The organism is Mesoflavibacter zeaxanthinifaciens DSM 18436 (genome assembly GCF_000422365.1).
GTDB classification, from domain to species: domain Bacteria; phylum Bacteroidota; class Bacteroidia; order Flavobacteriales; family Flavobacteriaceae; genus Mesoflavibacter; species Mesoflavibacter zeaxanthinifaciens.
Window position 1 is genome coordinate 277,842 of the sequence record NZ_AULQ01000006.1, and the last position, 12,579, is coordinate 290,420.

At 30.6% G+C, this 12,579-nt stretch carries 11 protein-coding genes and 1 other RNA gene; 8 read left to right on the forward strand and 4 right to left on the reverse strand.

The window, feature by feature from the left end; all coding sequences use genetic code 11:
* Window positions 1-116 precede the first annotated feature (116 nt).
* Window positions 117-1,559, forward strand: a complete 1,443-nt coding sequence (locus tag H574_RS0107220; protein ID WP_027879933.1) for a hypothetical protein — start codon at window positions 117-119, stop codon at window positions 1,557-1,559.
* Here H574_RS0107220 and H574_RS0107225 read toward each other — a convergent pair.
* Window positions 1,556-4,021 carry a TonB-dependent receptor gene (locus H574_RS0107225; RefSeq protein ID WP_027879934.1) on the reverse strand — a complete coding sequence of 822 codons (2,466 nt, stop codon included), beginning with the start codon at window positions 4,019-4,021 and terminating at the stop codon, window positions 1,556-1,558. The genes H574_RS0107220 and H574_RS0107225 overlap by 4 nt on opposite strands.
* Window positions 4,022-4,033: 12 nt before the next feature.
* Window positions 4,034-5,665, reverse strand: coding sequence for a M23 family metallopeptidase (locus H574_RS0107230; protein WP_240471262.1), 1,632 nt, complete (start codon window positions 5,663-5,665; stop codon window positions 4,034-4,036).
* A 233-nt stretch (window positions 5,666-5,898) separates the two neighbouring features.
* Between H574_RS0107230 and H574_RS0107235 the strand changes: the two genes are divergently transcribed.
* From H574_RS0107235 to rny, 4 genes are all read left to right on the forward strand, one after another.
* A complete protein-coding gene (locus H574_RS0107235; RefSeq protein WP_027879936.1) occupies window positions 5,899-6,189 on the forward strand; it encodes a hypothetical protein in 291 nt (96 codons plus the stop codon).
* 13 nt (window positions 6,190-6,202) lie between these two features.
* Window positions 6,203-6,496, forward strand: coding sequence for a cell division protein ZapA (locus H574_RS0107240; RefSeq protein WP_027879937.1), 294 nt, complete (start codon window positions 6,203-6,205; stop codon window positions 6,494-6,496).
* 63 nt (window positions 6,497-6,559) lie between these two features.
* Window positions 6,560-6,678: non-coding RNA, 6S RNA (gene ssrS / locus H574_RS14560), on the forward strand.
* A 50-nt stretch (window positions 6,679-6,728) separates the two neighbouring features.
* A complete protein-coding gene (rny, locus tag H574_RS0107245) occupies window positions 6,729-8,300 on the forward strand; it encodes a ribonuclease Y (RefSeq protein WP_027879938.1) in 1,572 nt (523 codons plus the stop codon).
* A gap of 39 nt (window positions 8,301-8,339) precedes the next feature.
* On the opposite strand, the gene H574_RS0107250 is transcribed toward rny, so the two are convergent.
* Both H574_RS0107250 and xerD read right to left on the reverse strand, forming a co-directional pair.
* Window positions 8,340-9,491, reverse strand: coding sequence for a sensor histidine kinase (locus H574_RS0107250; protein ID WP_027879939.1), 1,152 nt, complete (start codon window positions 9,489-9,491; stop codon window positions 8,340-8,342).
* A 108-nt stretch (window positions 9,492-9,599) separates the two neighbouring features.
* Window positions 9,600-10,496: a site-specific tyrosine recombinase XerD gene (gene xerD / locus H574_RS0107255; protein ID WP_027879940.1), complete on the reverse strand. Its 897-nt coding sequence runs from the start codon at window positions 10,494-10,496 to the stop codon at window positions 9,600-9,602.
* Window positions 10,497-10,651: 155 nt separating this feature from the next.
* Between xerD and H574_RS0107260 the strand changes: the two genes are divergently transcribed.
* The 3 genes from H574_RS0107260 (at window position 10,652) to aroQ (ending at window position 12,537) form a co-directional block, all read left to right on the forward strand.
* Entirely contained in the window at window positions 10,652-11,182 is a 531-nt protein-coding gene (locus tag H574_RS0107260; protein ID WP_027879941.1) for a hypothetical protein, read from the forward strand.
* A gap of 217 nt (window positions 11,183-11,399) precedes the next feature.
* A complete protein-coding gene (locus H574_RS0107265) occupies window positions 11,400-12,035 on the forward strand; it encodes an outer membrane beta-barrel protein (protein ID WP_027879942.1) in 636 nt (211 codons plus the stop codon).
* Window positions 12,036-12,120: 85 nt separating this feature from the next.
* Window positions 12,121-12,537, forward strand: a complete 417-nt coding sequence (gene aroQ, locus H574_RS0107270) for a type II 3-dehydroquinate dehydratase (RefSeq protein ID WP_027879943.1) — start codon at window positions 12,121-12,123, stop codon at window positions 12,535-12,537.
* Window positions 12,538-12,579 lie beyond the last annotated feature (42 nt).

Genomic DNA, 12,579 nt, shown 5'->3' on the forward strand with positions numbered 1-12,579 from the left:
TATTGATAAAAACTAGTGTTTATAGGTGTTTGTAAGGATAATATGACATTTTTTTTTCTTTAAAAAAAGTAGTGTTTTGTAATTTTGTATCCCCTAAATTTTATAAATCTACAGCTATGAGAAAAAAATTACTTTTTTTTATTTTTCTATTAACTTCTTTCTTTAATTATGCTCAGGTTGGAATAAATACATCATCTCCAGATCCATCATCTGTGTTAGATATTGTATCTACAACATCAGGAATGTTAGCACCAAGAATGACTACAGTACAGCGTAACGCTATAGCTAGTCCTGCTAATGGATTATTAGTTTATGATACAGATTTAGGATTATTCTATTTTTATGATAATTCTTCTTGGAAACCTTTGTCTTCCTCACAACGTAATAATTACAAATTAATTAAAAGTGAAGCCGATTTAGCTGCTGAGTTAGTTGCTGGTAGTGGCACAACTTATCTTCTAGACTCAAACACATATTACGAAATTAATGGACTTATAACGCTGTCTTATCCAATAGAGCTAAATAACGCCTATGTATCAGGAGAAGATACTAATAATGATATTTTATTAAGGACTACAGGAAATATATTTGAAGGAGATACTGGTGGATCTGTTAGAAACTTAACTTTACAAGCTACTGCAGGTTCAGTTTTTAATTTATCTGAAATAACAAATACCCAAAATTTAATTTTTAGAGATGCTGTAATAGTTAGTTCTGCTTCTGTTGGTAGTATTTCAGGATTTAATTTAGTCTTTTTTAGTATTGTACAATATGTTGGTAATACTACAGGTATAGTTTTTACAAATATAAATCAATTACTTCTTAATTCTGAAGGTTGGGATGGGAGTAATTCAGGTACTTATCAAACCTTTGTTGGTAATTTTGAAGTTATAGCTAAGCAAGGTGGGTTTAGTGAAGTTGTAGGTGCTACAGCAGCAATAGATGTGCTAGGTATAACATCTTTAACAGGAGGAGGCACATTAAGAACTGTAGACTTTTTTGGAGGCGGTAATTATATAAATGGACCAGGAACTTATACTAATTACAATTTTAATACCGATTGGGATGTTGATTGTGCAGGAATACCAGTAGAAAAAGATGCAGTTGCAGCTGGTAATTTTTATTATGATGGACCCGTAACTAGTGGTTTTTCTCAAAATGTTAATGATGGAGGTACCGATGAAGTTCAAGGTAACGGTACTTTTGCTAGTAATAATTTATTTAGGTTCACTACGAATGGAGGAAATAATGGATTACAATATGAAGGTTTAAAAAGTAGGCAATTTCAAATTAATGCTACATTATCAGTAAGAGTAATTAATGCTGCAGGTAACTTTTATGCTTTTTATATAGCTGTGAGAAATTCTGGAGGAACAACTATTCTAAATGAATCAAGGTCTATTGTATATATAGATTCTGATGCGCAAATTCAAAACGTTGCGATTAATCAAAATACCATTTTAAACACTAACGATGTCGTAGAAGTACATGTGCAGAGATTAACAGGATCTGGGACAGATAACTTAATTATTTTTTCTGAAAATTTAAGTATTAACTAAAACCTCATAGTTGTTCTTACATTAAACACTCTTGGTGTTAAATAGTTGGGGATAGCATATTGACGTTTACTGTACACATCTCTAACCCATGTGTTGGTTATAGAGTTTTGCACGTTAAAAACGTTAAATATTTCAAAACCAAAAGACAATTCTTTAAACGGTTTTTTCCAACCACTATCAAATTGTTTGTCTTTATCAACTAATACAAATTGTAATCCAACATCTGCACGTTTGTAGTCTGGTAAACGGTTTTGGTATACGTAAGGATCTGCATAACTTGGTGAACCACCAGGTAAACCTGTATTGTATACTAAATTTAAGTACATTTTCATGCTAGGTATGTTTGGTACATAATCTTGAAATAACGCAGCAAACTTTAGTCGTTGATCTGTTGGTCTAGGTATGTAGCCTCTATCATTAATGTTTTCTTCGGTTTTTAAGTAACCAAAACTAAACCAACTTTCGGTACCAGGAACAAACTCTCCATTTAAACGTAAATCTAATCCGTATGCATAAGCTTCTGCATTATTATTTGCTCTGTATCTTATTCTAACATTTTCTAATGTGTATGGATTTACATCGGTTAGTTTTTTGTAATAAGCTTCACTAGTTAATTTAAAAGGTCTATCCCAAATTTTAAAGCTATAATCATTCCCAACAACTAAATGTATAGATTTTTGCGCTTTAACATCTGTGTTAACTACACCAAATCGATCACGTAATTCTCTGTAAAAAGGTGGTTGATAATATAATCCTCCACTTACTCTAAACAGCATATCTTTGTCCCAGTTAGGTTTTATGGCGAATTGCGCACGAGGAGAAAAAACAGATTGACTAACAGACTGATTGGTTAATGCATCATCTACGGTCCAACTATGACTTCTTACACCAGCATTGTACCAAACATCATGTTCGCCAATTTTACTGCGTAAACTCCATTGTACATATGCTTGCAGACGATTTATAACTGTACTATTAGTAGCTCTTACATTTTGATAAGCTTCTAAAGGACCTTGGTAAGGCTCATATGGTTGCTCGTTAAACGCATCAGAACTTGGTGGATTTATAGAAAAGCCTGCAGAATCTATGACTTCCCATTCTACTAAACGGTCTCTAATATCTTCATTTGTATATTTAATTGAAAACTTAAATTCGTTTTCATTTTTAGTATATGTTCCTTTTGCTTCTATGGTAGAAATTAACGCATCTAAATCGTTACGACCATGATTAAGTTGGCTTCCAATACCTTCAGCAAATTCGACTTCACCAAAATTATCGTCACCAATATTACTGTTTACTTCACCTAAAGCATATTGTGCTAATATGTCAAAATACTCTTCTTCAGTTGTGTGGTAAGTAGAGGTAACAAGACTTAAATCTAGATCGTTATTTACTTTATAATTAGCGCTTAAAGCACCAAATAGTGTTTGGTATTGATCTTTTTCTTGTCCTTCGTACCTTACTACTAATGCTAATGGGTTGTCTAATGTACCAAAGTTGGTTTGACGCGTAAGTGGTATGTAGTTGTATTTATTTAATGATGCATTACCTAAAAAACTAAGTTCAAATTTATCAGTAAATCTATAAGTAAAATAACTTTGAAGGTCTGCAAAAGTTGGGTTGAAGTTAGTTTCTGTTTCTTGAGCATCTACCAATAAACTATTATCGCGGTATCTTAAACCTACAATACCTGTAAATTTTGAGTCATTACTTGCAGTTTCAACCGCTAAACTTCCACCTAGAAGACTTAAATTTGCTGCTATACCAAATTCGGTTGGCTTTTTATAAGTAATATCTAAAACTGAAGACAACTTATCGCCATATTTCGCTTGAAATCCACCAGCAGAAAACTCGATATTACTAACTAAATCAGAATTAACAAAACTTAAACCTTCTTGTTGTCCAGATCTAATTAAAAACGGACGATACACCTCAATACCATTAACATAGATAAGGTTTTCGTCATAGTTTCCACCACGTACCGAGTATTGTGTGCTTAACTCGTTGTTGCTACTTACGCCAGGTAAGGTTTTTAAAAGATTTTCTACACCAGCTTGTGCACCAGGAATTTTAATTAATGCATCTGGAGCTATTGTTACAATACCTTCTACATCTTTTCGTTTTTTACCATTTAAGACAACTGTAGATATTTGTACAGCATCTTGTTTCATTACAGGATTAAATTCAAAAATCTCACCTTTTTTCAAATTAAATGTAGCTTCTACATTTTTAAATGATACATGAGAAAATACGACGGTAACATCTGTGTTAGCAGGAATTTTTAAAGAGAAAAAACCGTTACTGTTAGTTTGTGTTCCTAAATCTCCACTTTTAATATTTACAGCATCTATGGGTTGATTAAATTCATCTAAAATCACACCATTTATTGTGGCTGTTTGCGCTAAAGCAACAATTGGTAGTAAGACAAAAAGAAGCTTTAAGGTTAGTTTTAGTTTTTTCAAAGGTCTAAAAATTTATTTTCGATGGAAAGTTGCTTCAAATGTAGTGCTATTTCCAACATTATCTGTTACAATAACTTTTAAATTGTTATTAGTCTCTTTAACGACGTTATCTTTAAAATCGTGTACAAGCATACCGGTTTTGTAATCATATTCCATTAAAATCCATTTTCCATTAACGGTTGCTCTGTAGTTAGAAATACCACTTTGCTTATCTTCAATTTTAAGTTTTAAAAATCGATATTTACTCATCCATTTACCATCAGTAAAATTTACAGGTTTTATAGTAGGCGCAACTGTATCTCTTGCTAAACAATATGTTCCTAAGTTTTTAGTCCTAGTGTATAAAACGTTGTCTTTTTGTTTTGTAGAAGAGTAGCTAGGAAAGTTATTCCATCCAACTAATCTAGCAATATAAACTTGTTTTAAATCTTCTGGAGAATAACCTGTAATGTCATAATTTATTGTAAAGTACTTATTAGCAGCTCTGTTTTTATCATGTACTTTTACAGTATCAGAATGTACTTGAAAGTCCATAAAAAAACTGTCATAAAATGTTTCTTTAGGAATATTAACGCTAATTTTATCCTTTTCTAAAATCACATTTTCTTCTTTGTTAATATAATATTGAGAGGTGAAGTTTGTTGCAGTTTCTGAAACTGGAGTTGTGTCTCCATTAATATTTAAGTCAATAATTGTGGTGTTACCTTCAAAATCTTCAACTTTAATTTTGTACAAAGACGCTATAGAATCGTAAACCATAATATATCCATCATCTACTAAATTGTCATACATACTTAACGGGTTATTAGTATCTAAAAATAGTTTTTGAAGGCGTTCTTTTTTTTCAGAATAATGAGGATAATCGATTAAACGATTTAGATGTTTAGACTCGTCAAAAGAAAAACGCTTAAAATTAATAGTAAAATTAGGCATACCATTTAAGGCAGTTTCAATTTTGTAAACACCATTTTTATTTGCGGCTAGGTCTTGTCTGTCTATTGTATTTATTGCAAAACCAATTTTGCCGTAAGCTTTTATGTCTTCAACTTTATAATCACCATTTTGAAGTGGAATTAGTCGTAGTTTTTGTTTTAAATTTGAATTATTAACATGTGATAGTTCGTTAATAGGGTAGGCGTAGATGCTTTTTACAATTGGTTTTTTAGTGTCTTTAACTTTAATGCCAAAAAGTAAAGGATTTATTGGGCGTTCTTGATTATCTCTAATTTCATAATGTAAATGTGGTCCGCCAGAGCTACCGGTATTACCAGAAAAAGCAATGATTTCTCCTTTGGTTAAAATGAGTTCGTTGTTAGAAGGAAAAACTTCAACCTCAAAAGATTCTTGTTCGTATTGTTTCTTTTTTATAAAGCTTTCAATTTTATCAGAAAAGTGTTGTAAGTGTGCATAGACAGTTGTGTAACCGTTGGGATGAGTAATATAAAGTGCTTTACCATATCCAAAATGAGCAATTTTAATTCTGCTAACATATCCGCTTGCTGCAGCATAGACTTTTAAACCTTCACGCTGTTTTGTTTTAATATCTAATCCAGAATGAAAATGATTGCTTCTAAGTTCTCCAAACGTACCAGCTAAAATAGTTTCGCCATCCAAAGGTGAGGCAAAATAATCTTGAGGGTACATATTTTGAGCATTGATAAAACTAGAAAAAAATAAAAAGAGAAATGTTATAAATCGCATAAAATACATGTTACTGCTAAAATAGAAATAAGGTTTTAATTAGCAAACAAAAATCAATAACTAGACCAACCATTTGATTTTTAAATACTTTTTTTAAAAATAAAATTTTATGAAAAAACAATTGTATAATCCTACGGTTTGATTAACTTTGTAAGATAAGTATAGGTATTAGCAGAATGAGTAAAATTGAAGACATTGTTGATAATCTAGAGCAAAAAATTAGCAAAGTCTTAAAGAGACAGCAAGTTTTAAAAGCAGAAAATGCTAAGCTAAAAGAAGCATTGCAACAATCTCAATCAGTGTTAAAAGCCAAAGACCTAGAATTAGATAATTGGCAAGAAAAATATAATACACTTAAAATGGCTAACACCATACTTGGCAGTGACAATGATAAACGAGAAACTAAGCTCAAGATAAATGCATTAATTAGAGAAATTGACCATTGTATAAGTCAATTATCTAGTTAAAATATTAAGATTAATGGCAGACACACTAAAAATAAAGTTATCTATAGCAAATAGAGTGTATCCATTAACAATTGCACCAAGCCAAGAAGAAGGCTTAAGACTAGCTGCAAAAAAAATTGAAGCTATGATAAAGCAATTTGAGCAAAGCTATTCTGTTAGAGATAAGCAAGATGTATTGGCAATGTGCGCATTACAATTTGCTAGTCAAGTAGAGCAGAGCATATTAGATAAAGAGTACGTGTCAGAACATGTAGAAGAAAAGTTAAAAGCTTTAAACAATATGTTAGACACACATTTAAGTTTATAAAGTAAAACGTTCATAACACATAAAATAATAGGTTACTGCCTACATTGATTATCTTTTTGAGAAACTCAACGTTAATTCTTTAAAAAGGGTGAGTTTAAGCTGTAAAAGCATGCTGCTAATACTATGTATTTGGGCAGATCCTTGATCAGTTTGTTAGCCCTAAACTTGTTTTTAAGGAGTTTTTTTCAAAACAAAATTAATGTAGGCTTTTTTTATATATAATTAATCAACAATGGATAATACAATTTTAATAATTGCTGGTATTGCAATAGGAGCTTTAATAGGTTTTATTATTGCAAAAATGCTAGAACGAAGTAATGCATCAAAGCTAATTAAAAGTGCTAAAAAATCTGCAGCAGCTATTGTAAAAGAAGCAAATGCAGAAGGAGAAAGCATTAAAAAAGATAAAATTTTACAAGCTAAAGAAAAGTTTTTAGAGCTAAAGGCAGAGCATGAAAAAGTAATCATGAGCAGAGACAAGAAAATGTCTGATGCCGAAAAACGTATTAGAGATAAAGAATCTCAAGTATCAAGTGAGTTATCAAAAACTAAAAAACTTAATGCTCAAATCGAAGAAAAATCTAATGATTTTGATCACCGATTAGAAGTATTAGAAAAGAAACAATCAGAACTTGATAAACTACATAAAAGTCAAGTAGAACAATTAGAAGTCATCTCTAGTTTATCTGCAGACGAAGCAAAGCAACAGTTAGTAGAGTCTTTAAAAGGAGAAGCTAAAAGCGATGCTATGGCTTATATCCAAGATAAAATGGAAGAAGCTAAATTAACAGCTCAACAAGAAGCCAAAAAGATCATCATTAATACAATACAACGTATTGGTACAGAAGAAGCTGTAGATAACTGTGTATCTGTATTTAATATAGAAAGTGATGACGTTAAAGGACGTATTATTGGTCGAGAAGGAAGAAATATTAGAGCAATAGAGGCAGCTACTGGAGTAGAAATTATAGTAGATGATACACCAGAAGCAATTATACTTTCTTGTTTTGACTCTGTAAGACGTGAAGTTGCACGTTTATCTTTACATAAACTAGTTACAGACGGACGTATACATCCAGCACGTATTGAAGAAGTTGTTAAAAAGACACAAAAACAAATAGAGCAGGAGATTATAGAAGTTGGAAAGCGTACTGTTATAGACTTAGGTATTCATGGATTACATCCAGAATTAATTAAAATGGTTGGACGTATGAAATATCGTTCTTCTTACGGTCAAAACTTATTACAACACTCACGTGAAGTTGCTAAACTTTGTGGTGTAATGGCTGCAGAGTTAGGATTAAACCCTAAATTAGCTAAAAGAGCAGGTTTATTACATGATATAGGAAAAGTGCCAGATGCAGAAGCAGATATGGAAACACCTCATGCTATATTAGGTATGCAATGGGCAGAAAAATTTGGAGAAAAACCAGATGTGTGTAACGCAATTGGTGCTCACCATGACGAAATAGAGATGAAATCTTTATTATCACCAATTATTCAAGTTTGTGATGCTATATCTGGAGCTAGACCAGGAGCAAGACGACAAGTGTTAGATAGCTATATCCAAAGATTAAAAGATCTTGAAGAAATTGCTTTTGGTTTTAATGGCGTTAAAAAAGCTTATGCAATACAAGCAGGTAGAGAGCTACGTGTTATCGTAGAAAGCGAAAAAGTGAGCGACCAAAATGCTGCTGATTTATCATTTAATATTTCTCAAAAAATACAAACAGATATGACTTATCCTGGACAAGTTAAAGTTACTGTTATTAGAGAAACTAGAGCAATTAATATTGCTAAATAAAAAATAATCTAATAATTAATAGATATAAAAAAATCCAGCTTAATGCTGGATTTTTTGATTTGGTAAGTGTAGCATAAAACTTGTACCAACATTAATTTTGCTTTTAACATCTATAGTACCTCCAAAGGTTTCTAGTTGGTTTTTAACTAAATATAATCCAACTCCTTCTGCTTCTGGATTGTTATGAAAAGTCTTATATAACCCAAATAGATCTTTTTCAAATTTATCTAAATCTATCCCAATACCATTATCTTTTACTGTTAGATTAGTATAATCATCTAAACATTCAGCAGAAATTAAAATTTCAGGATTCCTATCAGGATGTTTATATTTTATTGCATTAGTTACTAAATTTTGAATGATACTATATAGGTAAGACTTATTGAAATTGACTGTACATTTATCAGAAATATCTACTTTAATATTAGCTTGCTTTTCGGCAATTAAGTATTCTAAATCTTTTAAAACATTATTGACCTTTGTAACTAACTTAATGTCTTCTGTGGTTTCTTCTGGTTGGGATTGTATTGAAACGATTTCACTTAAATCATTAATAGTTTTTGTTAATGATTTTGATAAGGTTTTCATGTAACCTAACATTTCTGCTTTTTCTTTTACATCTTCAGCTTCATCATAAAGCTCTAGTAAACTTTCAAAATTTCCAGCATGTTGTTTTAGGTTGTGGGTAACAATGTGAGCAAAGTTTTGAAGTTTACTATTTTTTTTAGCTATTAAATCTAGTGTTTCTTTAATTTTCTGTTCATTATCAGCATAATCTGTTATATCTACATGGGTACCAATAACTCTAGTAGCTTCTCCTAAACTATTTTTTTCTATATATTGACCGCGATCTAAAACCCATCTGTAAGTACCATCTTTATGAAGCACACGATGTTTGTTTTCGTAATCAGGAAGTGAACCGTTAAGATGATCTTGAAAGTCTTTAAAATATTGCTCTCTGTCTTCTGGGTGAACACGATCATTCCAATCGTTTACATTAAAGCCAAAGGAATCATCATCTTCAAATCCTATTATAGCTTTTGAAGGTTTAGAAAAGAAAACTTTGTTTTCTTTTGCATCAAAATCCCAAATACCAACTTTTGAAATCTCTAAGGCTAGTTGCCATTTTACATCTTCAATATGTTGGTTATTAGAGTGTTTTAACTTAAGTTCTTTTAATAACTGTGACATACAGGTTGTACTGTTGTGTTAAATTTAAGACTAAGTTAGTGTAAGGGATTCTGAACAAATATATTCAACATATGTTGAAATTCAAAAAATAATCGATAAAGTACAACTTTACTTTCTTGGATGAAAATTGTTAATTACTTCTGTTAATTGACTTCTGTCTATATGTGTGTATATTTCGGTAGTTGTTATACTTTCATGACCAAGCATTAATTGTATAGCTCTTAAATCTGCTCCGTTTTCTAATAAATGTGTAGCAAAACTATGTCTGAAAGTATGAGGAGATATTGTTTTATTTAGATTTATTGTTTTTGCTAAATTTTTGATGATGGTAAAAATCATAGCTCTTGTAAGCTGTTTACCTCTTCGGTTTAAAAATAATATGTCAGAATGCTCTGGATTGATGTTTAAGTGGTTTCTAATTTCGTTTTTATAAATGTTAATATATTTTTGAGTATGTTCCATTATAGGTACAAAACGTTGTTTGTCTCCTTTACCTGTAACTTTTATAAACCCTTCATTAAAAAATAAATCAGATATTTTTAGGTTTATTAGCTCGCTAACTCTTAATCCACAACCGTAAAGTGTTTCTAAAATAGCTTTATTGCGTGTGCCTTGCGGATGACTTAAATCTATAGCGGCAATTAGTTTGTTAATATCATTTAAAGATAAGGTGTCGGGTATTTTTCTTCCTATTTTAGGCGCTTCTATGTGGTCTATAGGATTGTTATCTCTGTAATTTTCAAAAACTAAATAATTAAAAAACCCTTTTAAGCCAGAAATTAATCTAGACTGTGATCTAGCATTAAGTTGTTTTGCAGTTTGATATACAAACTCTTTAATAGTTTCTTTTGAAATATTTACAGGACTATCACCACTATTATTTTCTTTTAAAAATACTATTAGTTTTTCAACATCTAAGAGATAACTATTTATAGTGTTATCTGATAAACCACGTTCTATTTTAAGATATGTAGAAAAATCTGTTTTAGCTTGTGTCCAATTCATTATGTAAAAATAAGTATAATAATAATATATACTTTATTTGTTTGTTGTATTGAAGAAATGTTAAAAACTTTGTTAATTAATTGTGTAATGTTTAAAAAACTATAGAAAAAAATTAATAGATTAGTATTATTAATCAAATTATTAAATCATTAATTATGAAAAAATTATTTTTTTTAGCTGCTTTTGCAGTATTCGGATTATCAACGATGAATGCACAAGATGATACGTCATCTCAAACATCAAAAGGTAAATGGCTAATAGAAGCTAACACAGGTAATGCTATGTTAGGTAATACAGGTTTTTATTTATCTACCTCAGACGGAGTAACATCTTATAACATTGGTCTTGATGGAGGTTATTTTATTATGGATGATCTTGCTTTAAAAGCAGGTTTAGGTTACGGAGGTATATCTGCAGATGCTGGAGATACTTCAACCTTTTCATATAGACTAGGAGGTAAGTATTACATTAATAGTATGATACCTGTAACTTTAGATTTGACAGGAGCTTCTATTGAAGACGCAGAAGAAAACCCAATGTGGTTAGGTATTGGTGCTGGTTATGCATGGTTTTTAGGGAACAATGTTTCAATAGAACCAGGATTACGTTATAATCATTCTTTAAATGAAGATTTTACTGACGAAGGTGTTTTCCAATTTAATGTTGGATTTGCATTACACTTCTAATTTATTAGATATTAACAACTTAAAAACCGAAGTAATTGCTTCGGTTTTTTTATTTATATAACCTAGTATATTTTGACATATTTTTAAATTAAAATCATAACTAATTAACTATTAGGTTTGTAGGAAAATTTGTAAATTTTTAACTGTTTTTTTCTTGTTTGATAGGTTAACCTACTTTAATTTTGCCGCCTCAAATCAATAAATGAAAATTTAAATTATGAAAAAATTATTATTCGCAGCTGCATTAGTAGCATTTGGATTTACAGCTAACGCTCAAGAAGAACAAACTTTCGGATTTGCAGAAGGTGATGTTATTGTAGAAGGAAACTTAGGTTTTAATTCAGAAAATGATAAGAATACAGAAATCGAAACTTCTGCATTTGAGTTTAACCCAAAAGTTGGTTACTTTTTATCTGATGACTTAGCTGTTGGTGTTCAATTAATGTTAGATACAGACAAAGAAACTGATGGAATGGCAGATACTGAAACTAAAACAACTACTTTTGGTGCAGGTGTATTTGCTCGTTACTATTTCTTAGATTTAGGAAAGCGTTTTAAAACTTATGGTGAGTTTGGTGTAGGTTTTGATTCTGCTAAAACAGAAGTAGAAGTTCCTGGTGTTGATGTTGATGATTTCAAAACTAACGGAATTGGAGCTGGTTTAGGTTTAGGTTTAAACTACTTCGTAAAAGAAAATATTGCAATTAACTTTGCTTTAACTGATGTTTTATCTTTTAGATCTGATAAAGCAGATGTTGATGGTGCAGAAGCAGTAACTTCTTTTAACGGTAACTTAAACGTATTTAATAACTTCTTCCAAACTGCTCAGTTTGGTTTAACTTGGAAGTTCTAATTATAAGAAATTATAATAAACAAAATATTAAACCGAAGCTTAATGCTTCGGTTTTTTTATGCGCTTATTTTTGTATTTTTACTTTATGAAAAAACTAATTATCATTAATGGACCTAATTTAAACTTATTAGGTAAAAGAGAACCTAATGTTTATGGTAACTTATCTTTTACAGAGTTTTTAGATACAATTAAAAATAAGTATTCTAATGTCTCTTTAGAACATTTTCAGTCTAATGTAGAAGGAGAGATTATTAATAAAATACAAGACGTAGGTTTTGACTATGATGGTATTATTTTAAATGCAGCAGCTTACACACATACTTCAGTTGGTATTGGCGATGCAGTAAAAGCCATACAAACTCCAGTTGTAGAAGTGCATATTTCTAACACATTTGGAAGAGAAGAGTTTAGACATCACTCTTTTATTTCGCCTAATGCAAAAGGTGTTATTTTAGGATTTGGTTTGCAAAGTTATGAACTAGCAATACAAAGTTTTCTTTAGTATGTTTTAACGCATTTTTAGTAAAACTTCTAAACAAATATT